The sequence below is a fragment of the uncultured Neptuniibacter sp. genome, from assembly GCF_947498015.1.
Taxonomy (GTDB): domain Bacteria; phylum Pseudomonadota; class Gammaproteobacteria; order Pseudomonadales; family Balneatricaceae; genus Neptuniibacter.
This window is the reverse complement of record NZ_CANMIR010000011.1, coordinates 14,380-41,256: the sequence shown is the minus strand read 5'-3', so window position 1 is coordinate 41,256 and position 26,877 is coordinate 14,380. Positions and strand designations below refer to the sequence as shown.

26 protein-coding genes are annotated in these 26,877 nt (G+C 48.6%); 18 read left to right on the top strand and 8 right to left on the bottom strand.

What is annotated here, in order from left to right:
• Positions 1-27: 27 nt before the first annotated feature.
• The 3 genes from lysS (at position 28) to ung (ending at position 2,752) form a co-directional block, all read left to right on the top strand.
• Positions 28-1,530 carry a lysine--tRNA ligase gene (gene lysS, locus Q0882_RS13270; RefSeq protein WP_299182555.1) on the top strand — a complete coding sequence of 501 codons (1,503 nt, stop codon included), beginning with the start codon at positions 28-30 and terminating at the stop codon, positions 1,528-1,530.
• Between the two features lie 97 nt (positions 1,531-1,627).
• The gene (locus tag Q0882_RS13265) at positions 1,628-2,068 is read left to right on the top strand and encodes a hypothetical protein (protein ID WP_299182781.1); all 441 of its coding nucleotides are present in this window, start codon (positions 1,628-1,630) and stop codon (positions 2,066-2,068) included.
• A gap of 6 nt (positions 2,069-2,074) precedes the next feature.
• A complete protein-coding gene (ung, locus tag Q0882_RS13260) occupies positions 2,075-2,752 on the top strand; it encodes a uracil-DNA glycosylase (RefSeq protein ID WP_299182778.1) in 678 nt (225 codons plus the stop codon).
• On the opposite strand, the gene Q0882_RS13255 is transcribed toward ung, so the two are convergent.
• The 6 genes from Q0882_RS13255 to rsgA form a co-directional block, all read right to left on the bottom strand.
• Positions 2,727-3,986, bottom strand: coding sequence for a GGDEF domain-containing protein (locus Q0882_RS13255; RefSeq protein ID WP_299182552.1), 1,260 nt, complete (start codon positions 3,984-3,986; stop codon positions 2,727-2,729). The two genes, ung and Q0882_RS13255, sit on opposite strands and share 26 nt — an antisense overlap.
• A gap of 89 nt (positions 3,987-4,075) precedes the next feature.
• Complete coding sequence (locus Q0882_RS13250; protein WP_299182549.1) at positions 4,076-5,092, bottom strand: folate-binding protein; 1,017 nt, start codon at positions 5,090-5,092, stop codon at positions 4,076-4,078.
• Positions 5,093-5,178: 86 nt separating this feature from the next.
• Positions 5,179-6,045, bottom strand: a complete 867-nt coding sequence (asd, locus tag Q0882_RS13245) for an archaetidylserine decarboxylase (RefSeq protein ID WP_299182546.1) — start codon at positions 6,043-6,045, stop codon at positions 5,179-5,181.
• The gene (locus tag Q0882_RS13240; protein WP_299182543.1) at positions 6,045-6,857 is read right to left on the bottom strand and encodes a sulfurtransferase; all 813 of its coding nucleotides are present in this window, start codon (positions 6,855-6,857) and stop codon (positions 6,045-6,047) included. The genes asd and Q0882_RS13240 overlap by 1 nt, the downstream gene beginning before the upstream one ends.
• A 93-nt stretch (positions 6,858-6,950) precedes the next feature.
• Positions 6,951-8,579, bottom strand: a complete 1,629-nt coding sequence (locus Q0882_RS13235) for an HDOD domain-containing protein (RefSeq protein ID WP_299182541.1) — start codon at positions 8,577-8,579, stop codon at positions 6,951-6,953.
• A gap of 41 nt (positions 8,580-8,620) precedes the next feature.
• Positions 8,621-9,649 carry a small ribosomal subunit biogenesis GTPase RsgA gene (rsgA, locus tag Q0882_RS13230; protein WP_299182538.1) on the bottom strand — a complete coding sequence of 343 codons (1,029 nt, stop codon included), beginning with the start codon at positions 9,647-9,649 and terminating at the stop codon, positions 8,621-8,623.
• A gap of 121 nt (positions 9,650-9,770) precedes the next feature.
• Between rsgA and orn the strand changes: the two genes are divergently transcribed.
• Positions 9,771-10,313, top strand: coding sequence for an oligoribonuclease (orn, locus tag Q0882_RS13225; RefSeq protein WP_299182536.1), 543 nt, complete (start codon positions 9,771-9,773; stop codon positions 10,311-10,313).
• Here the strand turns inward: orn and queG are convergent, their stop codons facing one another.
• On the bottom strand, positions 10,314-11,438 hold the full coding sequence (queG, locus tag Q0882_RS13220) for a tRNA epoxyqueuosine(34) reductase QueG (RefSeq protein WP_299182533.1): 1,125 nt from the start codon (positions 11,436-11,438) through the stop codon (positions 10,314-10,316). It abuts the gene before it with no gap.
• A gap of 64 nt (positions 11,439-11,502) precedes the next feature.
• Between queG and Q0882_RS13215 the strand changes: the two genes are divergently transcribed.
• From Q0882_RS13215 to Q0882_RS13160, 12 genes are all read left to right on the top strand, one after another.
• Positions 11,503-13,023 (top strand): NAD(P)H-hydrate dehydratase, encoded by a 1,521-nt coding sequence (locus Q0882_RS13215; RefSeq protein WP_299182531.1) that lies wholly within the window; start codon positions 11,503-11,505, stop codon positions 13,021-13,023.
• Positions 13,016-13,489 (top strand): tRNA (adenosine(37)-N6)-threonylcarbamoyltransferase complex ATPase subunit type 1 TsaE, encoded by a 474-nt coding sequence (gene tsaE, locus Q0882_RS13210; protein ID WP_299182529.1) that lies wholly within the window; start codon positions 13,016-13,018, stop codon positions 13,487-13,489. Before Q0882_RS13215 ends, tsaE begins: the two co-directional genes overlap by 8 nt.
• Before the next feature lie 31 nt (positions 13,490-13,520).
• Complete coding sequence (locus Q0882_RS13205; RefSeq protein ID WP_299182527.1) at positions 13,521-14,843, top strand: N-acetylmuramoyl-L-alanine amidase; 1,323 nt, start codon at positions 13,521-13,523, stop codon at positions 14,841-14,843.
• 25 nt (positions 14,844-14,868) lie between these two features.
• Positions 14,869-16,743, top strand: coding sequence for a DNA mismatch repair endonuclease MutL (mutL, locus tag Q0882_RS13200; protein WP_299182525.1), 1,875 nt, complete (start codon positions 14,869-14,871; stop codon positions 16,741-16,743).
• Between the two features lie 7 nt (positions 16,744-16,750).
• Positions 16,751-17,686: a tRNA (adenosine(37)-N6)-dimethylallyltransferase MiaA gene (miaA, locus tag Q0882_RS13195; RefSeq protein ID WP_366915933.1), complete on the top strand. Its 936-nt coding sequence runs from the start codon at positions 16,751-16,753 to the stop codon at positions 17,684-17,686.
• Between the two features lie 124 nt (positions 17,687-17,810).
• On the top strand, positions 17,811-18,053 hold the full coding sequence (gene hfq / locus Q0882_RS13190) for an RNA chaperone Hfq (protein ID WP_299182523.1): 243 nt from the start codon (positions 17,811-17,813) through the stop codon (positions 18,051-18,053).
• Between the two features lie 6 nt (positions 18,054-18,059).
• Positions 18,060-19,364, top strand: coding sequence for a ribosome rescue GTPase HflX (gene hflX / locus Q0882_RS13185; RefSeq protein WP_299182520.1), 1,305 nt, complete (start codon positions 18,060-18,062; stop codon positions 19,362-19,364).
• 131 nt (positions 19,365-19,495) lie between these two features.
• Positions 19,496-20,698 carry an FtsH protease activity modulator HflK gene (gene hflK / locus Q0882_RS13180; RefSeq protein ID WP_299182518.1) on the top strand — a complete coding sequence of 401 codons (1,203 nt, stop codon included), beginning with the start codon at positions 19,496-19,498 and terminating at the stop codon, positions 20,696-20,698.
• Positions 20,698-21,570 carry a protease modulator HflC gene (gene hflC, locus Q0882_RS13175; protein WP_299182516.1) on the top strand — a complete coding sequence of 291 codons (873 nt, stop codon included), beginning with the start codon at positions 20,698-20,700 and terminating at the stop codon, positions 21,568-21,570. The genes hflK and hflC overlap by 1 nt, the downstream gene beginning before the upstream one ends.
• Before the next feature lie 133 nt (positions 21,571-21,703).
• On the top strand, positions 21,704-21,901 hold the full coding sequence (locus tag Q0882_RS13170) for a DUF2065 domain-containing protein (protein WP_299182515.1): 198 nt from the start codon (positions 21,704-21,706) through the stop codon (positions 21,899-21,901).
• A 53-nt stretch (positions 21,902-21,954) separates the two neighbouring features.
• A complete protein-coding gene (locus Q0882_RS13165; RefSeq protein ID WP_299182513.1) occupies positions 21,955-23,130 on the top strand; it encodes an ATP phosphoribosyltransferase regulatory subunit in 1,176 nt (391 codons plus the stop codon).
• A gap of 38 nt (positions 23,131-23,168) precedes the next feature.
• On the top strand, positions 23,169-24,464 hold the full coding sequence (locus Q0882_RS13160; RefSeq protein WP_299182511.1) for an adenylosuccinate synthase: 1,296 nt from the start codon (positions 23,169-23,171) through the stop codon (positions 24,462-24,464).
• Positions 24,465-24,516: 52 nt separating this feature from the next.
• Here the strand turns inward: Q0882_RS13160 and Q0882_RS13155 are convergent, their stop codons facing one another.
• Complete coding sequence (locus Q0882_RS13155; RefSeq protein ID WP_299182508.1) at positions 24,517-25,329, bottom strand: inositol monophosphatase family protein; 813 nt, start codon at positions 25,327-25,329, stop codon at positions 24,517-24,519.
• A 138-nt stretch (positions 25,330-25,467) separates the two neighbouring features.
• Here Q0882_RS13155 and Q0882_RS13150 point away from each other — a divergent pair, with 138 nt between their 5' ends.
• A complete protein-coding gene (locus Q0882_RS13150) occupies positions 25,468-26,208 on the top strand; it encodes an RNA methyltransferase (RefSeq protein WP_299182506.1) in 741 nt (246 codons plus the stop codon).
• 156 nt (positions 26,209-26,364) lie between these two features.
• Positions 26,365-26,862: a Fe-S cluster assembly transcriptional regulator IscR gene (iscR, locus tag Q0882_RS13145; protein WP_299182503.1), complete on the top strand. Its 498-nt coding sequence runs from the start codon at positions 26,365-26,367 to the stop codon at positions 26,860-26,862.
• Positions 26,863-26,877 lie beyond the last annotated feature (15 nt).

The window sequence follows — 26,877 nt, the reverse complement described above, 5'->3', positions numbered from 1 at the left end:
TTACTAACTTAAAGGTTTACCACACCGATGTCTGATAATACTCAGAAACAAGACGATAACCGCCTGATTGCGGAGCGCCGTGAAAAACTTAATGCGCTGCGTGAAGAGGGGAATGCGTTCCCAAATTCCTTTCGACGCGACAGCTATGCACAGGATCTGCAGGCTGAATATGGCGAAAAGAGTAAGGAAGAGCTGGAAGCAGCGGGTATCAAGGTTAGTATTGCCGGTCGTGTGATGCTGAACCGCGGTGCTTTCGGCGTGATCCAGGATATGACAGGTCGTATCCAGTTTTACGTGAACAAGGAAGCACGTAAGTTCGCTAAAAGTCTGGATCTGGGTGATATCATCGGTGTTACCGGTGTGCTGCATAAATCGGGCAAAGGTGACCTATATGTAGACATGGGTGAGTATCAGCTTCTGACGAAGAATCTGCGTCCGTTGCCGGATAAGCATAAAGGGTTGCAGGATACTGAGATCCGCTATCGTCAGCGTTATGTTGATCTGATCACCAATGAAGATTCACGTAACGTCTTTGAAATGCGCTCCAAAATTGTTTCCGGGATCCGTAGCTACCTGACGGAACGTCGCTTTATCGAAGCGGAGACACCAATGTTACAGGTGATTCCTGGCGGTGCTACAGCGCGCCCGTTTGTGACGCATCATAATGCGCTGGATCGTGATATGTATCTGCGTATTGCGCCTGAGCTGTACCTGAAACGTTTAGTTGTAGGCGGTTTCGAACGAGTCTTCGAAATTAACCGTAACTTCCGTAATGAAGGCCTTTCAACACGCCACAATCCAGAATTCACAATGATTGAGTTCTATCAGGCATATGCGGACTACCGGGACCTGATGGATCTGACTGAAGATATGTTGCGTACGGTCGCTCAGGATGTTCTGGGAACGACCACGATTGTGAATACGGTACGTAACGAAGAGGGTGAGGTGTTGGAAACCTTCGAATACGATATGGCGAAACCGTTCCGCCGTATCAGTGTTTTTGATTCGATCCTGCACTATAACGACGATATTACAGCAGAGGCACTGGCCGATGAACATGCGGCACGCCAGATCGCTGAGCGTATGGATATTGATGTTAAAGATAGCTGGGGCTTAGGTAAGGTCCAGATTGAGATCTTTGAAAAAACGGTAGAGCACCGTTTGGATCAACCTACCTTTATTACTGAGTATCCGGCAGAGGTTTCACCGCTGGCGCGTCGCAATGATGATAATCCATTTATCACCGACCGCTTTGAGTTCTTTGTGGGTGGACGTGAACTGGCTAACGGTTTCTCGGAGTTGAATGATTCTGAAGATCAGGCTGAACGTTTCCAGGCTCAGGTTGCTGAAAAAGATGCCGGCGATGATGAAGCGATGCACTATGATGCAGATTACATCAACGCGCTTGAATACGGTCTGCCGCCAACAGCCGGTGAAGGTATCGGAATCGACCGTTTGGTTATGCTGTTTACTGATTCACCATCGATCCGTGATGTCATCCTGTTCCCGGCGATGCGTCCACGCGGCTAACGGCTGTGATTGATTAAGAGGCCCTCATCTGAGGGCCTTTTTTTTATCTGATCACTGCATATATCTATTGATTAGCTGTTGGCGATATAATCAGGTGATGAGATGGCTATTTCCTTTAGAAAAAAGAGTCCTTCCTGCAAAGCGCTGGATCAGTATTCTGCTTCGCACACTTCACCTCGTGGGTATTACCGGACTGGCAGGTGCCTATCTATATGAGCAGCCTGAATCTGCATGGCTCCCTTTTTTGTGGCTGACCGTCATAAGTGGCTGCCTGATGGCATTAATTGAGATCTACACCGATGGTATCTGGCTGGTACAGCTACGTGGAACAGCAATCGGCGTTAAGCTTCTTCTGTTATCAACCATTCTGTGGTGGTTTCATGAACCGAATGCCATTATCTACTTTATCGTGATTATTATTTCTGGCATTGTCTCGCATGCGCCGGGAAAGGTGCGCTATTACTCTGTATGGCATCGGCGTGTAATCACAGAGCCGCTAAAGCTGGAGCCAGGTGAAATTAAGAACTGCGGTGGATAGATGGAAATGGCACTAGAAAATGCTCCAACCTGGCAGGCGGTACTGAGTGATCAGTTTCAGCAGCCTTATATGCTGAAGCTTAAAGAGTTTTTACGTGAGGAAAAGTCCAAGCGTAAGGTTATCTTTCCTCATTCTGATCACTGGTTTCACGCCTTAGAAGCCACTCCGCTGGAGCAGGTTAAAGTAGTCATTCTGGGGCAGGACCCCTACCATCAACCGCAGCAGGCTCACGGGCTCTGTTTCTCTGTGCTCCCTGGCATTAAAACACCACCGTCACTGGTTAATATCTACAAAGAGTTAGAAACTGATCTGGGTATACCTCGTGCTTCCCATGGTTACCTGGAAAGCTGGGCTAAACAGGGTGTGTTATTGCTCAATAGTGTGTTGACTGTTGAGCAGAGCCAGGCGGGTTCGCATCAGGGGAAAGGCTGGGAGGTGTTTACTGATGAGGTTATCAGAGTGATCAATGAGCATTGCGATCACGTAGTATTTTTATTATGGGGAAGTTATGCCCAGAAAAAAGGTGCGCGTATTGATCCGCAGAAACATCTTGTTCTTAAAGCGCCTCACCCCTCACCATTATCCGCTCATCGGGGTTTCCTGGGCTGTCGCCATTTTAGCCAGGCTAATCAGTATCTGGAGCAGATGGGGAAAGGGGCTATTCAATGGCAGCTTCCGGATTAAGCTGGGTTATATTATCAATGCTATCGGCCGGAAAGGTGCTGGAGTGTGAAAAGTAGCTGTGTTGTCCGCGACCTTGACGCTTACTTTCGTACATGGCCAGATCAGCCAGATGTAAAAGGGAGTTGAAGCTGGCACCGTCCAGCGGCGCAAGAGCTGTTCCCGAACTGAAGCGGATGTGAATCTCCGTTGGCGAACTGATGATCGGGTGTTCCAGCCGTTTGTTAACACGTATCATTATTTTGTCGAGGGATTCCTGAATCTCTTTATCTGAATCGGACTGCAGGATCAGAATAAACTCGTCACCTGCAAGGCGACCTAGCAGATCATCCTCTCTCAGCTCAGATTTAATCGCTTTTGTGAAATTCAGCAGTACTTTGTCTCCGATGTTATGACCGTACTGATCATTAATGGGTTTGAAGAAATCTAAATCGATAAAGGTCAGACTGAGAAATGAGTGTTTCCGTCGGGAACGGCTAAGAGCCTGTTGGGTGTAGGTTTCCAGCATTTTTCGATTAGGTAGCCCGGTAAGCTGATCGGTGTGCGCCAGTTCTTTCAACTGATGATTCTGCTCAGAGATCTGCTCGTTAGCTAAGGACAACTGCTGCATATATACACTGCGGTTTTTGGTGAAGCGCCATAGGGTGAGTGCAGAGAGTGTTGTCAGGGCTGATATAGTCAGTAAGAGGAGAATTAGTAGAGAGTTCTGAGATTCGCTCTCTTTGTTGATGTGCTGTTTTAATGAGAGTTCCAGTTTGTGCGTGTCATCCATCAGTTGTGAGAACTGTGCATCAAGCTGTTTATCGGTATCACTGCCTGCTAGTGCTTTAGCACCCAGCTTGTAACGGGAGTTGATGGTTTCCTCGAATAGCTGTATCTGATAGAAGAGCGTATTGACCTGCTTTCTCAGTTTGGGGTCCTTTATGGCAAGTATTATACCTTGCCTGTTTTCTCCGCCATCTAAGATCGCAATGGCGTACCATTTTGCCTGATCGATATGTTCATGTACGCTCTTTATCGATTCTCCGCTGTCACCTGAAATAACCTCTTCGAACCAGAGGTGTGCCAACGCCACTTCAAGCCTGATCTCCATGGATGCATCAATCCAGGGAATATATTTTTTAACTGTATTTTGGTTGCTGAGGTGAATATAAAGCAGTAGCAGGAGGCTTAGGATGGTAGCCGTTGCTGTGAGGAAAAAGATTGTTTTTGAGCTTTCCTGTTTAGATGCGATCATCCCTGCACCGCTCCAGTCGTTTTTGGAGGATGCAGAGCAGTGTCGCGCTAATCTGTTTTCAGGTCAACAGTTGTTGTCTGTGTATACAATTATTTGGGTTCAAACAGCTTGGGATCTAACTGATAAGGAAGTTCCTGAAGTTCGAGCGTGGTGCCATTCAGTTGGAGCTCACCGGCTTCAGCTGCTGTTTTGTTTATAACGGCCAATAGGCGATATCGCCCTTCAGAGCAGGGGGCTGCAATGACTACCTGGCCAGCATTGGCTTTGCTCGGGCTATCAATAGGTTCCCCTGGTGCCGGACGTTGTTCGGAACTAATCTCTGCTAGATACATAGGTTTCTTTAACTGCCCGCGGTGCTGCAGTCGTGTCACAATCTCCTGGCCAGTGTAGCAACCCTTAGTAAAGCTGATGCCACCCACTGCTTGTAGGTTGGCCATCTGAGGGATAAAGGCTTCCTGAGTCTCTGTGTGCAGATTGGGGATGCCTGCATCGATCTCACTGAGGGTCCACCTGTCCGTTGAACCCAGGCCGACCTCATCCGGAAGCTTATTGATCAGTGTGGTTAGTTCATCGACCCCCATCCATATTTCGAAACGGTTGCCAGGTACTCTCACAACGATACCATTGGTCAGCATAATCGTACCGTCATCTTCACTGGGGCAGCGATCAAATAGACTCTCAACTAAAGCTTCTGCACCCGGGCCAGTAACACCGATGCCTGCAACCGTACTGCTGACCTCGGAGGCTTCAGCTTTGGAAAAAATCATATATTTTTGCAGATTGGACAGAGCGCTCTCAAAAATATCGGCGTTCATGCGGATCCATACCTGCTCCTCTCCCGTCTTTAGTAACCGGAATAGGCTGAGCATGTGACCTTTGATATTACAGTGTGCACCTAATACGCTCCCTCTGGAAAAGAGTTCGCTGACGTCGCAGGTGAGTTGTCCCTGTAGGAATTTTTCGGTATCAGGCCCCACTATTGAGAGCACGCGCTGATGAATCAGGGGAATGACCTGAGTCTTTTTCTGACTTTGGCTTAATACGAGATTCTGTTCAGTGTTTAATTGAATATTCTTTTCTTCTAACAGGTTGATCAGATTAGACATCGTATCTTTTTACCTAAATAGTAAAGCGCCAGTAGCGGTAAGTCGCTTTTCGGCGCACAGGTATTCATAGGCGATGGATCGCTTGATTAGTCTGCTTGCGCGATCATCTCACCCAATTTGACTGGGCTGGCTGCTGTAAGAGAATCTGACCAGGTGAGCGCATCTTTTCCAAACAGCAGTATAACGGTGGAACCCAGTTTGAAACGCCCCATTTCGGCACCTTTTTCCAGTTGAATCGGCTCCGGCGTCTGATTATTAAATGGGGTATGAATTGGTTTTTTCAAGCGTGGCGCTTCCTGTCCGCCCCAGACTGTCTCAATACCCGCAACAATCATTGCGCCCACAAGAATCATGGCCATTGGACCATGTTCAGTCTCAAAGTAGGCAACAAGGCGCTCGTTACGTGCGAACAGCTGATCCACACCTTCTGCCGTTGTCTGATTCACTGAAAACAGATCGCCCGGAACATAGGTAGTGTGCAGCAGTGTGCCACTAACAGGCATGTGGACCCGGTGGTAATCACGAGGGGAGAGATAGATTGTGGCAAACTCTCCATCAATAAACTGCTCAGCACGTTTAGTATCACCTCCCAAAAGCGTTGCTAGTCCGTAGCCACGGCCTTTGGCCTGAAATATTCTTCCATGTTCGATCTTGCCAAGCTGGCTGATAGCGCCATCTGCGGGGCTAACAATGCTGTTACTGCTATGATCGATTGGGCGTGCATCCTCTTTCAGCTCGCGGGTGAAAAAAGCGTTGAAGCTCGGGTAGTTAGTGGGGATCTCATCCCGTGCTTCGGTCATATTGATGCGATATTTATTTGCAAACCATTTGATGAAGGTATTTTTCACCCAAGGGGTCTGACAATCAGCGATCTTACCTACCAATCTGGAGAGAAGATGCTGAGGGACAATATGCTGGAACAGGATAAACAGGGTGTCTTTGACGCGTTTCATTATTTCTCCACCGGGGTGTTTTCTAGGTTGCCCCATTCAAACCACGAACCATCGTAGCAGCGTATATCGTTGAAACCTAAATGACGGGCGATCAGGTAGGTAAGCCCAGAGCGGCGATGTGTCTGACAGTGAGTGATCACTGTCTTATCAGCTGTAATGCCAGCGTGTTCCAGCTCTTCTCTCAGCTTCTCAGCAGGTTTTATCCGCAAATCCTCATCGCTGATAAGACAGTCTGTCCATTCGAAATGTTTAGCCCCAGGGATATGGCCACCCTTTTTGGCGTTGATGATTTTCTCGCCTGAGTACTCAGCAAGGCTGCGGGCATCCCAGATCAGATGGCCGTCACAGTTCAGATGTGATGTGATGTAATCGACATCTGCAATAAGATCACGATCAATCGTGCAGGGGTAGCTGCCGGCAGTAAATGCGTTACTGCGTGTCTCTGTTGTTAAACCCGTAGAGGTCCAGGCAGAGAGTTGGCCGTTAAGTACAGAGCAGCGGTGGTGGCCTGCAATATTGAGTGTCCACATTAACCTACCGGCCCAAGGGCCCTTCTGGTCATCGTACGCGATGACCCAGGTTTCAGGGGTGAGGCCTATCTCATCACAGAGATTCTGTAACTGTTCATCTGTAGGGCATCGATTTGGGATGGGTGCTAACCCAGACATCAATCTTGATGATGGCAGGTGTACCGCACCTGGAATATGGCCTTTAAGGTAATTTTCTTCACTGGATAGATCGATAATGAGAATCTCAGGATCTGTCAGATGCGACTTCAGATCCGCTGCCTCAATAAGAGGAGATACATTCATGGTTTAGCTCCAGTGATAATATTGGAGGGGAGATAATACTGGGTTAGTCTGGGCCTGTAAAAGCCGAAGAGGTAAACCTAGCTGATCATCAGTTCATGAGGCTAATTTTTTAAGGCTCAGAGTTGCTGCAGAGCAGAGGTAGCGGAACTTCTCATGGTGAAGCTGGCTGACTTCACTGCCTTGTTGACCGTAATCCACGTGGATAATTGCAATCGGCTTATTTCCATAAAAAATGGACATCAGCAGGAAGCTGTTAGGGTTACACCAACCACGATAGATATCCGGGAGCATCTGTTGCATCTGTTCTGAATTATCAGGCTTCACCCAGATACAGCCCGGTTTATCCCGTAATCGCTTAAACAGGCTGGGAATCTTCAGATCATAGGAAAACTGGGCGATGGGGTGATTGTCATCAAATCCAACAGAGAAGGCGGTTTTCATACTGTTGGTTTTGTTGTTGATCAGGTGCATGCATACCCGGTCAAACCCCAAACCACGGTTGAGCCCCTGAATCAGCCCCTGAAGAATATGTTTAGGCTGGGTGTATAAACTATAACCTTTCAGGAAGCGTTCGAGGATCTGATCATAGATTGTCTGATCCAGAAAGTCCGGTTTTGCTGGCGCGGTAGCTGGGGTTTGCAGCTCAGCTTCTGACTTGACGGAAGCCGGTGGTTTGACTGGTTCAGGTCGTTTGATCGCAGGCAACTTATCTTCAAGAAGGGCTTTCTCCTTAGGGGATAGCCTGTAGTTAATCATCTGCTCTGAGGGCAGGAGTAACATCTCTGCGGCTGGGGCCATTGTGCCAGCAACGTGGTACTGCTGAGATGCACGTGCGCAGTTCTGGTGGAGCATGCTGATGGTTTCTGCGATTTCGCCCTTTAGGTAGTCATTGATGATGTCGATGATCTTCATCGATTTTGTCAACGTCCAGCCCAGATTTGCAGTCAGCGCGATCCAGTTAGCAAGTTTGACCGGGAAAAATTTCTCCTGGACCAGGTGGTTAATTTCGCGCAGATCTTTGTCGGTTAAACGCGGGTCGCCCAGTGCACGTTGATGAAGTTGGGCCAGTGTCTTTTTATCTGGTGAAGTTTCATGTTCCAGACTCACCAGTGCCAGATCAGAAACGCCCCAGTGCTCAATGAGCCCGTGTGAGATCTCCTGGATAGTGCAGCCCAGAATATCCGTCTCTGCAAGCACGACATCCGCTTTCTGTTCTCTCAGCTTGATCTGAATTTCACTCATATGCAGTGAGGCGTGCTGCCATAGCATCCAGTGCCCCACACCGTAAAAAAGGGTCGCCAGATAGGTCTCCTCAATAAAGGGTGCTTTGCGCTGTTTGAGCCAGGATGATGATTGGGTGGCTGCGTGATGGCTGACTGCAATATAGCGGAAATACATCTTCTGTGAGACGCTGGCTGGATTTAGTTTCAGCGCCGTAGTTTCGTTGACCACGGCCTTAATGTTATCAAGGCCGAGAGAGTTGATTGCATGATCAATACTGGAAACTTTGGAATCAACCTGATTGTGCAGTTCAGAGGCTTTTCTGACCATGTGCAGACAGATAACTGGATCTGATTTAATCGTATGGTTCAGGTTGCTGAGCGTGATATCAGGCTTCTTTAGCTGTTTTTGTAGTCGACGGAGAACACTGTTGCGGACAGGCAGGTCTTTGTCTTTGAGGTATTCAACCCAGGATTTAACTCCATATAGATCTTCTGACATTGTCTCTCCGCCTGATGCCTACTGCTTAACTCTCGTACGTGTTAGCTATTCTGTTCTTCTATGGAACAGAGGATATGTTTGTAACTGTTCCACCGTTGCTCGCTGATTGTGCCATCTTCTACGGCACTTTTCAGTGCACAACCCGGTTCTTTTTCATGGTTACAGTCACGAAAACGACAGAGCCCGGAAAGCGGCTGAAGCTCTCTGAACCCGTCTATGACGTCATTTGGCTCGATATGCCACAGACCAAACTCCCTGATACCCGGTGAATCTATCAGGTCTCCCCCCTCAGGGAAATGGAAGAGTCTCGCGGTTGTGGTGGTATGACGCCCTTTTCTTGTCTGGCTTGAAAGTGCGCCGACCTTAAGTTCAATACCAGGAAGCAGCGCGTTGATCAGAGAGGATTTGCCGACACCAGATTGCCCCACAAACACACTTATCCGCTGATCAAGCTTTGTTTTGAGATCGGACAGACCCTCATCTGAGGAGCTTGACGCAAGCAGTACTTCATAACCGATGTCGCGATAGCGTTGCAGCATAGCTTCGATCTTTTCGCGGTTCTCTTGGTTAAGTAGATCGGTTTTGTTTAGCAGGATAACCGGTTCAATACCGCTTAGTTCAGCGGCTACGAGGTATCGGTCTATCAGGTTGGCGTGTGGAGTCGGTTCGACAGCAACTGTGATAACAATGAAGTCGATATTGGCAGCGACCGGTTTCATATCTCCGTAGGGGTTCGGGCGGAGTAGTTCACTCTTACGCTCGAGTTTAGCAACAACCACGCCGCTATCTTTGCCTTCGCGCCAGATGACCTGGTCACCGGTGACTAATTGACCAAGGTTGGTGCGCATATGGCAGCGGATGATCTCCCCCTGGCGCTCACCTTCATTGGCTTCGACATCTACAGTGCGGCCAAAGTGAGAGATGATAAGTCCGTGTTGCTCTGGGCCAAGATCACTGTTTTCTAACTGCTCATCAATAGCGGCATCTTTTTTTGAAGCACGTGCAGCGCGTTCTTCCTGAATTTTCTGAATGCGCCAGTTTTGACGGCGGGTAAGTTTACGTTTCGCCATAGTTTGTTAGCCCAGGTTAAAGTACCGGAGCTATAGATCCCCGTTTTATCGAAGCAAGAGATTAGAAGGTAGGGTATTCTAAGGGAAAGTGTAGTGTCTGCGTCAAATTTGGGAGAGATAAATGGTAAATAAGGACAATTTGATCTGGATTGATCTGGAAATGACCGGTTTGGAGCCGGAAACGGATGTGATTATAGAGATTGCAACTATCGTGACGGATTCCAACCTGAATATTTTGGCAGAGGGGCCTACTCTTGCGATACATCAGTCAGATACGACTCTGAACGGTATGGATGAGTGGTGTACTAATCAGCATGGTAAGTCGGGTCTGACAGAGCGAGTGAAGCAGAGTCAGATTACGGAGGCGGATGCTGAGCAACAGACTATTGCGTTCTTGCAGCAGTATGTCGAGGCCGGTGTCTCACCTATGTGTGGTAATAGTATTGGTCAGGATCGCCGTTTTCTGAATAAATATATGCCTGAACTGGAAGCTTTCTTCCACTACCGTAATCTGGATGTGAGTTCGTTAAAAGAGCTGGCGAAACGCTGGAATCCGGAAGTCGCTGCCGGGGTTGTAAAGAAAGGCTCTCATCTTGCACTGGATGATATTAAGGACTCTATTGCTGAGCTCAGCCACTATCGCGAGCATTTTATTAAGTGCTGATCAGAAGTTGAGTTTTCGACGGCGGGGATGGTGGCTGATCGGATGAACTGTCCCTGATTCCAAACTCTTTAAATGATCCAAAGCCCATCGAACATGCTCCCGGACCACGCTGGATTCATGCTCCAGCTTCTCTTTGAGCGTGGCTTCTACCTCTTTTCCTCCAGCACTGTTGCCTAACGCTGTGGCGATATTGCGTAACCAGCCGATATAGCCCGTGCGTCGAATGGCTGAGCCTTCGGTTCTTTTAAGGAACTCCTCCTCACTCCATTGAAAAAGGTTGATCAGGTCACTTCGGTCAAGTTGTTGTCTGGGATGAAAGTCAGTTTCCTGAGTAAAGTTGGAAAAGCGGTTCCAGGGGCAGATCAACTGACAATCATCACATCCAAAAATACGGTTGCCAATCAGTGGGCGCAGCTCTTCAGGTATGGCGCCATCCAGTTCAATAGTGAGGTAGGATATGCACCTGCGGGCATCCAGCAGATGTGGTTGTGGAAACGCTTGGGTTGGGCAGACATCCAGACATGCGGTGCATTTTCCACAATGCTCCTCATCAGTCGGAGGATCGATAGGTAACGGTAGGTCTATGAACAGCTCTCCCAGGAAAAACATCGATCCCGCTTCCCGATTGAGGATGAGCGTGTGTTTGCCACGCCAGCCGATGCCGGCTTTTTCTGCCAGTGGTCTTTCCAGAATTGGGGCGCTATCGACAAAAGCACGAAATACAGTCTCATCGACTGCCGCATTAATTTTTTTCCCAAGTTGAGTGAGTCGCTTTCTAATCAGTTTGTGATAATCACGACCGAGGGTATAGCGGGAGACGTAGGCTGTGGCTGAGTTCTCCAAAATATTGAGAGCCTGTGTATCTGGAGGGAGATAGTCCATGCGTACACAGATGATACGTTGTGCCCCGGGGACCAGCTGTTCAGCAGTAAACCGTTTATCCAGATGATTTGCCAGATAGCCCATCTCGCCGTGAAACCCCTGGGCCAGCCACTCTTCATAGTGTGCTTGCTCATCGGTAAGGTCACAGTCTGTAATGCCGCACTGTTGAAAGCCTAGCTCTTTGGCCCAGCTTTTGATCGAGGCTGCAAGGTCACTCAGGGCTTTTGGGGATAACTCTGGCATGGTCAGGCTTGCCCAGGCAGGGGCGTATTCCTCATAATGTTATAAAAAAGAGTGAGTAAGGCAGATGTCAGTTAACAGAACTGTATTACCTGCACCATTATACACAGCTGAACAGACTCGCGTGCTGGATAAAACAGCGATCGAACAGTTTTCAATACCTGGTATTCGCTTGATGCAGAGGGCGGGCCATGCGGTATTTGCCGAAATGATTGAGCGATTCCCGGCACTCTCTTCGGTCACAGTGATCTGCGGTGGCGGAAATAATGGTGGCGATGGTTTTGTTGTGGCTGGGTTGGCGCATAACAAGGGACTGAAAGTACAGCTTATCTGTGTGGGCGGTGAGGATTTTGCTCAGCGTTTACAGGGTGAAGCTGCATTGGCGTGGCAGCAGCTACAGCAGATCTCATCCGCTTATGAACTTTTCAACGCAGGAATTGAGATAGAAGGGGATTGCATTATAGATGCTCTCCTTGGAACCGGGTTAACCGGTCAGGTTCGATCGCCGTTTAATCAGGTTATCGATCTGATCAACCGAGCGCCTAAGCCCGTCATCGCAGTTGATATCCCATCAGGACTTTGCGCAGACAGTGGTCGAGTGTTGGGCGTAGCAGTGAAAGCTGATCTGACACTCAGTTTCATCGGTTTGAAGAGAGGGTTATTGACCTCAGAGGCGGTAGACCATTGTGGGCTGATCCTTTTTGATGGACTCAAGGTTCCAGAGGAGGTCTACGATCAGGTTCCGGTGAATGTCTTCAGAACCACGCAGGAGGATCTCACAGAGTATCTCCCCCCGAGGCCCAAAGGGTCGCACAAAGGTAAATTCGGTCACCTGCTGGTGATCGGTGGGAATCTGGGTATGGGCGGCGCTGCCTTGCTGGCTTCTGATGCTGCCATGCGAAGTGGTGCTGGATTGGTCTCCTTGGCTACGCGCGTTGAACATCTCTCAGCTTCTCTAGCCCGCTCTCCTGAAGTGATGGTTCATGGTGTCGAGTCAACAGGAGCTTTGCTTCCGTTGCTCGAAAAAGCAGATGTCATTGTTTTAGGCCCGGGTCTTGGGCAGAATGCCTGGTCGGATCAGATGCTTCATGCAGTACTCGGTGTTGATATACCCTTGGTGCTGGATGCTGATGCCCTCAACCTGTTAGCGGCTAATGGTAAATTACCCCAGTTGCAGCGGGAAAATTGGATCATCACGCCGCATCCGGGAGAAGCGTCGCGATTATTGGCCAGCTCTGTTGCTGAAATTAATCAGGATCGTTTTTTATCCGTTGCTCTTTTGCAAAAGCTCTGTGGTGGAAGTGTGGTGCTCAAAGGAGCGGGGTCATTGGTGAATGCCGGTGATGCTACGTATCTGTGTGATGCCGGTAATCCTGGGATGGCTGTAGCGGGTATGGGGGATGTGTTGTCGGGTATCTGCGGTGCCTTTCTGGCTCAGGGGCTGACGGCGGAAACGGCAGCACGGCTGGCTGTTTATGTACATGCAACAGCGGCGGATCTGGTGGCGCGAAGACAGGGCGAAATTGGTATGAAGGCATCAGATCTTATCAATGAAATACCGGGAGTAATTAATAATACCTATGAGTAGTGACTTTCAAATCAGTTTGCCAGATGAGGAATCTATGGTGGCTTTTGGTCATCAGATTGCAAAAGCCAGTGCCGGACGTGGGGTGATCTTCCTGTTGGGTGATCTGGGTATGGGTAAAACAACCCTCAGTCGTGGCATTCTGCGTGGTTTTGGGCATCAAGGTTCTGTTAAGAGTCCAACCTATACGCTGGTTGAACCGTATGAGATAGATGGGCAGCAGGTTTACCATTTTGACCTCTACCGATTGTCTGATCCGGAGGAGTTGGAATATCTGGGAATACGTGATTATTTTGAGGGCGATGCACTCTGTTTGGTAGAGTGGCCTGAGCGTGGTAAAGGTATACTTCCGGTAGCTGATCTGGTGTTAACTATTGAGCTTGAGGGGCTTGGCCGAAAATTAAGCTGGGTACCGCAAACTTCAATGGGAGCCTTGATGGCCGATAACTTATTACAAGCCAAAAGATAATAATGAAGGGGTTGGCTAAAGTAATATGCTGATGAGTAGATCTGTGAAGGGTTTGGTCGTTGTATTGAGCTGGATGATCTGCTTTGCAGGATCCTTTGCACAGGCAGCGGCTATCAATAATGTGCGGATGTGGATTGCGCCGGATCATGCACGACTTGTGTTTGATATGAGTGGTCCGGCTGAGCACAAAGTATTTACTCTGAATAACCCCGATCGCATTGTGTTGGATGTGAAGGACTCAACCCTTAAAGCCGATCTGAATAAGCTCAATCTGGGGAAAAGCCCGGTTAAACGGGTTCGCTCTGGCAAAAATGGTAAAACACTGCGCCTGGTGCTCGATCTTAAGCGTGCGATCCGACCTAAAAGTTTTGAATTAAAACCCAATCAGCAATATGGGAACCGTCTGGTTCTGGATCTGTACGAGAAAACCTCCCTCAAAAAAGTTAATAAAACTGCTGAGCCTAAACGCGCTGCCGGACGCGATATTGTGGTCGCAATAGATGCTGGGCATGGTGGCGATGATCCCGGAGCTATAGGCGCGGGCCGTGTGCGAGAGAAGGATGTGGTTCTGGCAATTGCCAAGGAGTTAAAACGTCGTTTGGATGCAACGCCCGGTTATAAAGGGCAGCTTATCCGTACGGGTGATTATTACATCAGTTTACGGGGGCGTACCCAGTTAGCGCGCAAACAGAATGCAGATCTTTTTGTCTCGATTCATGCGGATGCATTCAAGGATTCCCGGGCCCGAGGTGCTTCAGTATGGGTTTTGTCTCCTCGTGGAGCTAGTAGTGAGATGGGGCGCTGGCTAGCCCGCAAAGAGAACAGTGCCGATCTGATTGGTGGTGTGGGCAGTGTTAGTCTGGATGATAAAGATAATGTCCTTGCCAGCGTGTTGCTGGATATGTCTATGACCGCAAGCCGGGAAGACAGTCGCTCTATCGCGAAGAAGATTCATGGCAATATCAGGCGGTTTGCAAAAATGCACAAGTCGCATGTGGAGCAGGCAGGGTTTGTGGTTTTGAAGTCACCGGATATCCCCTCAATTCTGGTTGAAACCGGCTTTATATCGAATCCCGGCGAGGCAGCAAAGCTGAAAACGCGTAGTTATCAGAAAAAGATGGCTGATGCGGTTTATAAGGGGATTACTCAGCATTTTGAACGTAAACCGCCAGCGCTGACCTATATTGCCCAGCGCAAAGCTGCCAGTAATAAAACCTACAAAGTGGTACGCGGAGATACGCTCTCAGTGATCGCATCGCGAAACGGTGTATCCTTAAGTGCTTTGCGCAAAGCCAATAATCTGAAAAATGATCAGATTAAAATTGGCCAGTTGCTTCGAATTCCAACCAGTTGATGGTTTCTGATCCTAAGGGTTTTTAATGTCTCGAATACATCTTCTTTCACCGCGGCTGGCCAACCAGATAGCGGCCGGTGAGGTTGTTGAACGTCCAGCGTCAGTTATTAAAGAGATACTGGAAAACAGTCTGGATGCGGGTGCCACTAAAATTGATCTGGATGTTGAGCAGGGCGGCGTGAAATTGATGCGTATTCGCGATAATGGTGAGGGAATAGATAGGGATGACCTGCCCCTGGCCCTGAGCCGCCATGCGACCTCAAAGATTACAGTATTGGAAGACCTTGAAGCGGTAGGCAGTCTGGGGTTTCGGGGAGAGGCGCTTGCCAGTATCAGCTCTGTTTCACGTCTTACCCTAACTTCGCGTCAAGCTGATCAGGAGAGTGCTTGGCAGGTTCATACCGAAGGGCGTGATATGGAGGCGCAGTTGGAGCCAGCTGCCCATCCGCAGGGAACGACCGTAGAGGTTAAGGATCTTTTTTTTAATACTCCGGCACGGAGAAAGTTTCTCAAAACCGAGAAAACTGAGTTTCGTCACCTGGATGAGGTGTTAAAACGGCTGGCTTTGAGTCGATTTGATGTCGCCTTTCAGCTTAGTCATAACGGTAAGGTGATCCATCAGCTGCGCCAGGCTCAGAGTGAGATAGAACAGGAGCGACGTGTCGCTAGTATATGTGGCTCAGCATTCATTGATAATGCGCTCAAGGCTGATGTGATAGCAGAAGCATCAGGACTTCGACTATGGGGTTGGGTGGGTTTGCCTACGTTTTCACGCAGTCAGGCAGATCTCCAGTATTTCTTTGTTAATGGTCGCATGATCCGGGATAAAGTCGTTACTCATGCTGTGCGCCAGGCGTATGCAGATGTTTTGTATCATGGTCGTCACCCCGCCTATGTCCTGTATCTGGAACTCGATCCGTCGCTGGTGGATGTAAATGTGCATCCAACCAAGCATGAGGTGCGTTTCCGTGAGAGTCGCCTTGTGCATGATTTTCTCTTTCGGACTCTGCACCGACTGATAGCGGATATGCGTCCGCAAGATCAGATGCAAACACTGGAATCTGGTGTTGGGGAATCGGTGCCTCAACAGCCGCGGAAACCCATTGCAGAGCAAAATTATGAGCAGGGACGTATGACATTCCGTCCTGCTACCCGGATGTCTGATAGTTATTCCTCTTCATCCTATCGTTCTGAAGCTCCCGCTGCGGTCTCTCAGATTCGGGAGCAGATCAGCGGTTATGCGGCGTTGCATCCGGATGGGGGGAGCAGTGATGTGGTTGATGGATCCAGAGGTCGAGATCAGGAAAGTGATCAATGCCCTCCTATGGGCTATGCCATCGCCCAGTTACACGGCGTATATATTCTGGCGGAAAATGAACAAGGTTTGGTGGTGGTGGATATGCATGCTGCGCATGAGCGCATCGTCTATGAACGTATGAAACACTCCTATGAAGAGGATGTTGTTCGTTCTCAGCCGCTGTTAGTGCCAATGAGTCTCGCAGTGAGTCAGCGAGAAGCTGACTGTGCAGAGGAACAGGCTGATACATTCCGACGCCTCGGTTTTGAACTTGCCCGAATGGGGGAGGAGACTCTGGTGGTTCGCCAGGTACCTGTATCTCTCTCTAAGGGGAATGTTGAAATACTTATTCGTGACGTGCTCTCAGATATGCTGGTATATGGTGAAAGTAAGCGAATTGAGCAGCATATTAATGAATTATTGGCGACGATGGCGTGTCATGGTGCGGTCAGGGCGAATCGTCAACTGACCCTGCCTGAGATGAATGCCTTACTCAGAGATATGGAACAGACAGAAAGGTCGGGGCAATGTAATCACGGAAGGCCAACTTGGAGCCAGATGAGTATGGCTGACCTGGATAAATTATTTATGCGTGGACAGTAAGGGCGATATGGTGAGCAATCTACCTGTTGTATTTCTCATGGGGCCAACCGCGTCTGGAAAGACCGACTTAGCGATGAAACTGTACGACCAGCTACCCTGTGAGATAGTTAGCGTGGACTCGGCGATGATCTATCGAGGTATGGATATTGGTACGGCTAAGCCTGAGCCTGAGGTGTTGGCGAACTATCCGCACAGACTAATCGATATCTGTGATCCGGTCGATGCATATTCTGCGGCCGAGTTTAGGCGGGATGCTTTGCAGCAGATTACGCAAATTCACAAGGCAGGCAAAGTTCCGATCCTGACCGGAGGGACGATGCTCTATTTTCATGCATTAAAAAATGGATTGGCAGCACTCCCCGAGGCGGATCCTGCCGTGAGGGAGAGACTGTCCAAGCAGGCTGAATCAGAAGGGTGGGGTGCTATTCATGCTCGTCTGGCAGAGGTGGACCCGGAATCTGCTGCGCGCTTAAACCCGAATGATGCGCAAAGGTTGCAGCGTGCCCTCGAAGTGTATGAAATTACTGGTCGGAGTATGACAGAGCTGTGGGCAGAGCAGGAAAAACAGAAACCGGATTTTCCCATTATCTCTCTGGCAGTGATGCCGCAGCAGCGTTCAGAATTGCATGAACGTATCGAAAAGCGCTTTGATATGATGCTTGATCAGGGGTTTGAAAATGAAGTTCGTGCATTGTGGGATCGCGGTGATCTTGATATCAAAATGCCATCCGTGCGTTGCGTTGGGTATCGTCAGATGTGGGAATATTTTTCGGATCAGTGGGATTATGAAACGATGCGGTTTAAAGGAATCGTTGCTACTCGGCAGTTAGCAAAACGCCAGGTAACCTGGCTCAGAAGTTGGGAAAATCTCCATTGGATGGATACTCATGATGGAAAACTATTGCCTAATACCTTGAAATTAATAGAGGGTAGCATTATATAATGTCATGCTGGCCTGCAAAAAAGCTGCATATATAGCAGTAGTGGGGCAAAAAAGCGGTGGATTGTGCGCCGCCAGCTTAAAAATAACGACAAATTATAAATATTTCTCGGGAAGGAGTTTGCAAATGTCAAAAGGGCAGTCTTTACAAGACCCTTATCTGAATGCGTTACGAAAAGAGCGTATTCCGGTATCAATTTTCTTAGTTAACGGAATCAAACTGCAGGGGCAGATTGAGTCATTCGACCAGTTTGTGATTCTGTTAAAAAATACTGTCAGCCAGATGGTATATAAACATGCTATTTCTACGGTTGTGCCAGCACGACCAGTGAAGCTTCCATCTGCGGATGAAGCTAAGGCAGAGGACTAATAATCATTGTTCTTTGAGCGCCCGAAAAGTGGTGAACGTGCCATTTTAGTCCATATGAATCTGTCCGCTGAGGCTGATCAGGAAAGTCCAAAAGAGCTCGAAGAGCTAGCCATTTCTGCAGGAGCCGACCCGGTAGAGTTTCTTACCGGGTCGCTTTCTCATCCTAATCCAAAGTTTTTTATCGGTCAGGGTAAGCTGGAAGAGCTGCGTGATCTGGTTCACATGCACGACGCACAGCTTGTGATCTTTAATCATGCTTTAAGCCCAGCCCAGGAACGAAATGTTGAGCGTGAGATTCAGAGCAGGGTGCTTGATCGCACCGGCCTTATTCTGGATATCTTTGCTCAGCGTGCAAGAACTCACGAGGGTAAGCTGCAAGTTGAGCTGGCACAGCTGGATCATATGTCTACCCGACTTGTCAGAGGTTGGACTCACCTAGAACGACAGAAAGGGGGGATTGGTCTGAGGGGGCCGGGGGAAACTCAGCTTGAGACCGACCGTCGTTTGCTGCGGGCGCGGATGAAATCAATCCATAAACGTCTGGAAAAAGTGCGTAAGCAACGTGATCAGGGACGTCGTGCCCGTAAGCGTGCTGAAGTACCGACGCTCTCGCTGGTTGGTTATACCAATGCCGGCAAGTCTACACTGTTTAACTACCTGACAACCTCTGAGGTCTATGCGGCAGATCAGTTATTCGCGACCTTGGATCCAACCCTGCGTAAGATAGAAGTAGAAGATGTTGGTCAGGCGATTCTGGCGGATACAGTTGGATTTATTCGCCACTTGCCGCATAAATTAGTTGAAGCCTTTCGGGCAACACTGCAGGAGACGATAGAGGCAACGTTACTGCTGCATGTGATTGATTGTCATGATGATGATCGTCACGACCATATTTCTGAAGTGGAGCATGTGCTTCGTGAGATTGGGGCCGATGAGGTGCCTGTACTCGAGGTTTACAACAAGATTGACCTGATTGAAGGACGAAAGCCACGGATTGACCGTAATGAAGAGGGTCGTCCAATCAGGGTCTGGCTCTCTGCTGTAACCGGTGAAGGTCATAACCTGTTGTTTGAAGCGGTCAATGAACTACTGGCAGATGACGTGTTTCATGATAGTGTTGCCCTCTCTCCAAAGGAGGGGCAGTTCAGGGCTCGTTTGTATGAAAGTGGTGCGGTGCTTTCCGAAGAGGTAGATGAAAAAGGATCTATTATTCTGGAAGTGCGTATGCAGAAGAAAGATATGCTTCAGCTGTTAAGCCGTCTGGGAATGGAGAGAGATCGATGCTTCCCGGTAGAGGCTAATCCTTGGTAATTGGCCTAGGATAGTAATGGGTGTTTTGATAATTCGTATTAAGTGAACTCATGAGTCAAATCTGTCGATTAATATTATCTGTGGATTTGTGTTTTAATTTGCCAAACTTGTTGTTTTATACGGAGTGACGTATGGCTTGGAATGAGCCTGGTGGTAATGGTAATAACCAAGATCCTTGGGGCAGCGGTAACAATAATAACCGAGGCGGAAAAGGTGGCGGAGATCAGGGGCCGCCAGATCTTGATGAGGCGCTGCGTAAGCTGCAGGATAAATTAAACGGTATCTTTGGTGGTGCTGGTAAAAAATCCAGTGGTGGGCCTGGTGGTGACGGAGGTGGAGCAGGATCTACCTCAGGTGCAGGTTTCTTCTGGGTTATAGTGCTGGTCGCTGTGTTGATCTGGGCAGGTATGGGTGTTTATACCGTCGATCAGCAAGAGCGTGGTGTTGTTCTGCGTCTGGGTAAATATCACGAAACCGTGGGGCCAGGTTTGCAGTGGAACCCTCCCATGATTGATGTGGTTGTGCCGATCAACGTGACGCGTCTTCGTACTCGTGATCACAGGGCGCTGATGCTGACCAAGGATGAGAATATTGTTGATGTAGAAATGACAGTTCAATACCTTATCTCAGATACCCGTAACTTTGTGTTGACTGTGCGAGATCCTGAGGCCAGTTTGTCTCATGCGGCAGAGTCGGCGCTACGTCATGTAGTAGGTTCAACGAATATGCACTCTATTCTGACCCAGGGGCGTGAAGCGTTATCTGTTCAGGTTCAGGATCGCCTGCAAAACTATATGACTGAGTATGGTACGGGCTTGCAGATTTCTAAGGTCAATATCAAAGAGGCTAAGGCGCCTAATCAGGTTCAGGATGCCTTCGATGATGTGATCAAGGCTCGAGAAGATGAGCAGCGTGTTAAAAATGAAGCCGAATCTTATGCAAACGGTATTATTCCTGAAGCGCGTGGTTTGGCGCAGCGTATACTGGAAGAGGCAAGCGCATACCGTGAGCAGGTCGTAGCCCGTTCACAAGGTGATGCAAAAAGATTCACTGCATTGTTAACTGAATATGAGAAAGCGCCTGATGTTACGCGTGAGCGTCTCTATCTGGATACGATGCAGGAAGTATTGGCTCAGAACCCTAAGGTGTTGCTTGATGTTGAGGGTGGAAACAACATGATGTATCTGCCGTTGGATAAAATTATGCAGAATCGTCCGGTTTCTGGCAATGTGAATGCTCCGGTTCGATTGGACAGTCAGAGCTTGCGAGATGTGACGGATCAGGTTGTTGATCAGTTGCGTCAGCGTCAGGGTACTCGCCGGGAGGGCAGATAATGCAGTCTAAATCATTGGTACTGATTATTGTTTTTGCCGTACTTGTATTGGTCGGTCAAAGCTCTCTTTATATTGTCAAAGAGACAGAGCGTGCAGTATTGCTGAAGTTTGGTGAAGTTTCTGAGGCCGATGTTCAGCCTGGTCTTCACTTTAAAATTCCGATTGTGAATAAGGTTCGTAAATTTGATTCCCGAATCCTGACACTGGATGCCAGACCTCAAGCGTATCTCACGTTGGAGAAGAAGCGTCTGATCGTAGACTCGTTTGTAAAGTGGCGTGTTGCAGATGTGCAGAAGTACTATACCGCAACATCGGGTGATGAATTTACAGCTGCACAGCTACTCTCTACACGTGTCGATGCTGCGTTGCGTAACCAGTTTGGTGAGCGTACGGTAACCGAAGTTGTTTCGGGTGAGCGCGAGCAGATTATGCGGAATTTGATTGCAATGATCAGTCCGATCGTGATCAATGAGCTGGGCGTTGAGATTATCGATGTCCGAGTAAAACGTATCGATCTTCCGCAGGAAGTATCTGAATCGGTCTATGGTCGTATGCGTTCTGAGCGTGAGCGAGAGGCGCGAGAGTTGCGTTCTCGTGGTAAAGAGCTTGCTGAGGGTATTCGAGCTGATGCTGATCGGCAGAAGACGGTTATTGAAGCAGAGGCTTATCGGGAATCGGAAGAGTTACGTGGTGAAGGTGATGCTATCGCAGCAAAAAATTATGCGGAAGCCTACTCCGGGAACCCTGAATTTTACTCTTTCTACCGTAGTCTTCAGGCATATCGTGAATCCTTCGGTCAAAATGGTGATGTGCTAGTTTTGAAGCCGGATAGTGATTTCTTTAAGTATCTGGGTGACCCGAAAGTACAGTGATCTCTGCTGTCGTAAAAATGTACAAAAAAGCGGATCAGGGGAAGGCATTCCTCTGATTCCGTGGTAGAATACAGCAACCGGGTTACAGCCCGGTTTTTTTGTGGCAATAGGATTTGGAAATACAGGTTTGTAGATGTCGTCCGAATTACTACATGAGTTGGCAATTGGTGTCTGTTTAATGCTGATTCTGGAAGGTATCATTCCATTTCTGTACCCCCAGCGTTGGAGGAATTTAGTCCAGCAGTTGGCACTTGTCAGTGATCGGTCACTGCGTTTAGTCGGGTTTGCCAGTATGTTATTGGGCGTTATCGCTCTCTATATTGTGAATTGATTATCGTTGTTCTCTTCAGCGATTTAGTTTGATAGAAAGATACGGAGTACTACATGGCATTGGCAGATCGTTGGCTGCTTCCGGAAGGTGTACAAGAACTACTTCCACCGCAGGCCCGTCGCGTTGAAATTTTACGTAGACGTTTACTGGATCTGTATGAAAGCTGGGGTTATGAGCAGGTAATGCCGCCTGTGTTAGAGCACCTGGAATCACTTCTAACAGGTGTGGGACGTGATCTGGATCTGAATACTGTTAAGGTTACCGATCAGATCAGTGGTCATACATTGGGAGTGCGTGCTGATATTACGCCTCAGGTGGCGCGTATCGATGCGCATCGGTTACGTGAATCTGGCGCGACCCGTCTCTGTTATTGTGGTTCAGTGATTCATGCATTGCCGGCGCAGCCTTTGGCATCTCGTAATCCACTGCAGTTGGGGGCTGAGCTTTTTGGCCACTCAGGTATCGAGAGTGATGTGGAAGTGATCTCTCTGATGGTTGAGACTATGCATGCTGTTGGTGTTAAGCAGGATCTGAGTATCGATCTTGGTCATGTCGGCGTATTTACTGGTTTGATGGAAATTGCACAGCTTTCCTCTGCTGAAAAAGACCTGTATCTGGACATCCTCAATCGCAAAGCCCTGCCTGAACTATCTGATTTTGTGGCGGCTTTGCAGGTTGAAGAGCCTGTTAAAGCTTATCTGGCCGCGCTGCCGACATTGAATGGGGGCGCAGAGGTGCTGCTTAAAGCTCGTGAGCTGTTTGCGGATGCGCCGGCTCAGGTTCTGGACGCGATCGATTACCTTGAGCAGTTAGCTCAACGAATTGCACTGCGCTTTCCGGAGCTTGATCAATACTTTGATCTGAGTGAATTACGTGGTTATAACTACCACACAGGTATCGTCTTCGCTGCTTACACGCCGGCATTTGGGCAGGCAATAGCAAAAGGCGGAAGATACGATGAAATTGGACGTGATTTTGGTCGCGCACGACCTGCTACAGGATTTAGTGCAGACCTTAAGACACTGGTTGAGCTCTCTTCTCATGTATTGCAGACCGCTCAGCAGGTGTTGGCTCCCGCCAAGGAAGATTCAGCATTGCTAGCGAAAGTTAGTCAGTTGCGATCTGAAGGGGTGCGGGTGATCTATGCGTTACCGGGCGCAGAACCGGCAAATGAGTGTACCGCTGAGCTGGTACTGCGTGATGATGAATGGGTCGTTTCCGGCCTGTAATCTGTAAAAATTTATTAAGTAATCTCAAGTAGGCAACAATGGGCAAAAACGTAGTTGTTCTGGGTACCCAGTGGGGTGATGAAGGTAAAGGCAAGATCGTAGATCTGCTGACAGACCAGGCTTCGGCTGTAGCGCGCTTTCAGGGCGGGCACAACGCGGGTCACACGCTGGTTATTGATGGCGAAAAAACTGTTTTGCACCTGATCCCTTCAGGTATTCTACGCGACAATGTCGTATGTATGATTGGTAACGGTGTGGTGCTTTCTCCGGAAGCGCTGCTGAAAGAGATTAGAGGGTTGGAAGAAGCGGGTGTTCCTGTGCGTGAGCGCCTGCGCCTTAGTCCTTCTTGTCCGTTGATCTTGCCGTATCATATTGCTATGGATCAGGCGCGTGAAGTTGCACGCGGTAATGCCAAGATCGGTACGACTGGTCGTGGTATTGGTCCGGCTTATGAAGACAAAGTCGCGCGTCGTGGTCTGCGTTTGGCTGATCTGCTGGATAAAGAGCGTTTTGCTGAGAAGCTTAAAGAGGTTGTTGAATACTATAACTTCCAGCTTGTGAACTACTACAAGGCTGATGCGGTAGATTATCAGGAAATTCTGGATGAGACCCTGGCTATGGGTGAGCAGATCGCGCCTATGGTTGCAGATGTGACTGCGATGTTACACGACCTACGTAAGCAGGGTGAAAACATCATGTTTGAAGGTGCGCAGGGTTCTCTACTTGATATCGATCACGGTACCTACCCATATGTGACCTCTTCAAATACTACTGCTGGTGGTACCTCTACAGGTAGTGGTTTTGGTCCGTTGTATCTGGATTATATTCTGGGTATTACTAAAGCATATACGACGCGTGTCGGTGGTGGTCCATTCCCTACTGAGCTTCATTGTGAAATCGGTCAGGGTCTGGCTGAACGCGGGCATGAGTTTGGCTCTACGACAGGGCGTTCTCGTCGTTGTGGTTGGTTTGATGCGGTAGCGCTAAAACATGCGATTCAGATCAACTCAGTCTCAGGTATCTGTCTTACCAAGCTGGACGTGCTGGATGGTATGGATGAGATCAGTATCTGTGTGGGTTACAAGGATGCTGAGGGTAATGTGGTTACTTCTCTGAGTGGCAGTGAAGACTACGAAGCTGTTGAGCCGGTATATGAGACAATGCCAGGCTGGACTGATTCTACTGTTGGTGCGCAATCTCTGGAAGAGTTGCCAGCAGCGGCTGTGGCCTATATTAAGCGGCTGGAAGAGTTGGTTGAAGCGCCTGTGGATATTATCTCTACTGGTCCAGATCGTGTCGAAACTATTGTATTGCGTAACCCATACGAAGCGTGAGTTTCGTAGACATAAAAAAACCGGCAATTGCCGGTTTTTTTATGTCTGGAGTTTATTTTAAGTCATCAGTCAGGGAGCTTTGAAGTCCCTTAAGGATGGCTTTAAACATTTTGGGGTTGCCTGCAATCAAACTGCCGCTGCGGCGGAAATCGTTTCCACCCATGAAGTCGCCGATTAAACCGCCGGCTTCCTGAACTAAAAGTATGCCAGCTTCCATCTCCCATGGATTGAGCCCTATCTGGTAGAAGCCGTCGATTCGGCCAGCAGCTGTGTAAGCGAGATTCAGTGCAGGTGAGCCGCCGTTGTAGATGGTCCCGCCTACCAGTGTCATATCTCTGAAGATATTGAGATAAGCTTCCAGGTGAGCTTTATCGCTTGCGCGATTGAAGAAGCCAGTACCAATCAAGGATTGCTCAATGGTTTTGTGGTTACTGACGCGCAGGCGTTTGCCATTCAGTTGTGCCCCGTCACCGCGGCTTGCAGTAAACTCTTCACCTGTAATGGGGTTAAGAATTAGTGCATGTTCAGTTTTTCCGTTTTGCTGGCCGGCCATGCTGAGAGCAAAGACTGGAAGTCCGTTGGAAAAGTTGGAGATGCTGTCGATCGGATTGATTGTCCAGCAGAACTCAGGCCCTTCACTAAGCGGGGAGTGTTCGCCTGTGTATTCACCAACAATCTTATGGTTAGGGTAGGCTTTCTGAATAGTGTGGACAATGCTGAGTTCAGCTTTTTTGCATGTCTCACTAAGAAGTTTTGCGACATCAGCCTGTTCTGATTTAACCAGATCGAGGCGTTCAACGGCACGAACGATCTGCTCACCTGCAACGCGTGCCGCGCGCAGAGCAATATTAACCATGGGTTGCATCTGTTTAGGAACCTGAAGAATATTCGGGAAAAATTAAACGAGCATTATACCTGAGTAATAGGGGGGCTGTGAATAAGTGGCTGAAGAGATTGCCGCTCTGGTAGAATATTGCGCTTTAAATTTTAGATGGATGAATTCATGTCAGCAAATATCCGTATTGTGCTTGTTAATACCACGCATCCGGGAAATATCGGTGGTGTGGCGCGCGCTATGAAAAATATGAATTTTTCCGAGCTGCATCTGGTTGCGCCAAAAAAATTCCCGCATACGAATGCTGATGCGCGTGCATCAGGCGCTACGGATCTGCTGGAATCGGCAGTTGTACATGAAACGCTTGAGCAGGCTATCGCCGATTGTCAGTTGGTTGTAGGTACCAGTGCGCGCGGCCGTCATATTCCTTGGCCTGTGGTCGATCCTCGCGAACTTGCCTCGATCGTGGAGCCGATCTCTGCTGATAAAAAGATCGCGGTTGTTTTTGGTCGTGAAGATCGAGGTCTAACAAATGAAGAGCTGCACCTTTGTCATCATCATGTGCATATCCCATCTAACCCTGACTTTAGTTCGCTGAACCTAGCGGCAGCTGTTCAGGTGATCACTTACGAACTGCGTATGGCTGAGTTGTATGTCGATGAGAATCGCGATATACGGCCTCAGTGGGGAACGGAGTGGGATATTGATCTTGCGGAAAGCGCAGATCTTGAGCGTTTGTTTGCGCATATGGAAGAGGCTCTGACCGATATTGAGTTTTTGGACCCAGAGAATCCACGGCAGTTAATGCCTCGCTTGAGGCGTCTCTATCTGCGGGCCATGCCAGATAAGGTTGAGGTTAATGTGTTACGCGGGATTTTGACGGCAACCCAGAAGCAGACAAAAAAATAATGTTTGATCTATGGGCGTGGGGTTGCGCTTATTTCATGATAGAATTCGGACACAAAGTCTATAAAGACCTACAATATAACTAGGTTATTTAATTGACCTTTTTAGTCGGGTATTGCATAATGCCGCGAAATGCCAATACGCATCAGGGTGAAAATTATGCGACTGACAACAAAAGGGCGCTATGCCGTGACAGCTATGCTGGACTTGGCTCTTCATGAAGGAAGGGGGCCAATTAGTCTTGCAGATATTTCTGAAAGGCAGGGCATATCGCTCTCATATCTTGAACAGCTCTTTGCGAAGCTGCGCCGTAATGAATTGGTAAGAAGCGTGCGTGGTCCAGGTGGCGGTTATCAGCTTAATAAAGAACAAGCGGGTATCAATGTTGCCGAAGTTATCGATGCTGTTAATGAATCAGTCGATGCTACAGGGTGTAGCCGGCAGGGAGATTGTCAGGGTGGTGAGACCTGCCTGACGCATCATTTATGGTGTGATCTCAGTGATCAGATCCATGCTTTTTTGAGCAGTATATCCCTTGCTGACCTTGTGGCGCGAAAAGATGTTCAGGAGATTTCCGAGCGGCAGGACCGTGTAGGTCTTGACCAGGTTCTGCGTGATCCGAAAAGCCTGACTGGTAGTGAAGAAGCAGCTGTATAAGTTTGCTTGGAGAGA

What these genes read in the sequence shown, in the direction of transcription:
- Q0882_RS13265 (WP_299182781.1), top strand. Translation starts at nt 1,628, where the DNA reads ATGAGATGGCTATTTCCTTTAGAAAAAAGAGTCCTTCCTGCAAAGCGC.
- Q0882_RS13250 (WP_299182549.1), bottom strand. Translation starts at nt 5,092, where the DNA reads ATGTCTAATCTGATCAACCTGTTAGAAGAAAAGAATATTCAATTAAAC.
- iscR (WP_299182503.1), top strand. Translation starts at nt 26,365, where the DNA reads ATGCGACTGACAACAAAAGGGCGCTATGCCGTGACAGCTATGCTGGAC.
- Q0882_RS13165 (WP_299182513.1), top strand. Translation starts at nt 21,955, where the DNA reads ATGGCATTGGCAGATCGTTGGCTGCTTCCGGAAGGTGTACAAGAACTA.
- mutL (WP_299182525.1), top strand. Translation starts at nt 14,869, where the DNA reads ATGTCTCGAATACATCTTCTTTCACCGCGGCTGGCCAACCAGATAGCG.
- Q0882_RS13160 (WP_299182511.1), top strand. Translation starts at nt 23,169, where the DNA reads ATGGGCAAAAACGTAGTTGTTCTGGGTACCCAGTGGGGTGATGAAGGT.
- miaA (WP_366915933.1), top strand. Translation starts at nt 16,751, where the DNA reads ATGGTGAGCAATCTACCTGTTGTATTTCTCATGGGGCCAACCGCGTCT.
- Q0882_RS13255 (WP_299182552.1), bottom strand. Translation starts at nt 3,986, where the DNA reads ATGATCGCATCTAAACAGGAAAGCTCAAAAACAATCTTTTTCCTCACA.
- orn (WP_299182536.1), top strand. Translation starts at nt 9,771, where the DNA reads ATGGTAAATAAGGACAATTTGATCTGGATTGATCTGGAAATGACCGGT.
- Q0882_RS13235 (WP_299182541.1), bottom strand. Translation starts at nt 8,579, where the DNA reads ATGTCAGAAGATCTATATGGAGTTAAATCCTGGGTTGAATACCTCAAA.
- ung (WP_299182778.1), top strand. Translation starts at nt 2,075, where the DNA reads ATGGCACTAGAAAATGCTCCAACCTGGCAGGCGGTACTGAGTGATCAG.
- Q0882_RS13170 (WP_299182515.1), top strand. Translation starts at nt 21,704, where the DNA reads ATGTCGTCCGAATTACTACATGAGTTGGCAATTGGTGTCTGTTTAATG.
- Q0882_RS13215 (WP_299182531.1), top strand. Translation starts at nt 11,503, where the DNA reads ATGTCAGTTAACAGAACTGTATTACCTGCACCATTATACACAGCTGAA.
- asd (WP_299182546.1), bottom strand. Translation starts at nt 6,045, where the DNA reads ATGAAACGCGTCAAAGACACCCTGTTTATCCTGTTCCAGCATATTGTC.
- Q0882_RS13150 (WP_299182506.1), top strand. Translation starts at nt 25,468, where the DNA reads ATGTCAGCAAATATCCGTATTGTGCTTGTTAATACCACGCATCCGGGA.
- hflC (WP_299182516.1), top strand. Translation starts at nt 20,698, where the DNA reads ATGCAGTCTAAATCATTGGTACTGATTATTGTTTTTGCCGTACTTGTA.
- rsgA (WP_299182538.1), bottom strand. Translation starts at nt 9,649, where the DNA reads ATGGCGAAACGTAAACTTACCCGCCGTCAAAACTGGCGCATTCAGAAA.
- hflK (WP_299182518.1), top strand. Translation starts at nt 19,496, where the DNA reads ATGGCTTGGAATGAGCCTGGTGGTAATGGTAATAACCAAGATCCTTGG.
- Q0882_RS13155 (WP_299182508.1), bottom strand. Translation starts at nt 25,329, where the DNA reads ATGCAACCCATGGTTAATATTGCTCTGCGCGCGGCACGCGTTGCAGGT.
- Q0882_RS13205 (WP_299182527.1), top strand. Translation starts at nt 13,521, where the DNA reads ATGAGTAGATCTGTGAAGGGTTTGGTCGTTGTATTGAGCTGGATGATC.
- queG (WP_299182533.1), bottom strand. Translation starts at nt 11,438, where the DNA reads ATGCCAGAGTTATCCCCAAAAGCCCTGAGTGACCTTGCAGCCTCGATC.
- Q0882_RS13240 (WP_299182543.1), bottom strand. Translation starts at nt 6,857, where the DNA reads ATGAATGTATCTCCTCTTATTGAGGCAGCGGATCTGAAGTCGCATCTG.
- hfq (WP_299182523.1), top strand. Translation starts at nt 17,811, where the DNA reads ATGTCAAAAGGGCAGTCTTTACAAGACCCTTATCTGAATGCGTTACGA.
- tsaE (WP_299182529.1), top strand. Translation starts at nt 13,016, where the DNA reads ATGAGTAGTGACTTTCAAATCAGTTTGCCAGATGAGGAATCTATGGTG.
- lysS (WP_299182555.1), top strand. Translation starts at nt 28, where the DNA reads ATGTCTGATAATACTCAGAAACAAGACGATAACCGCCTGATTGCGGAG.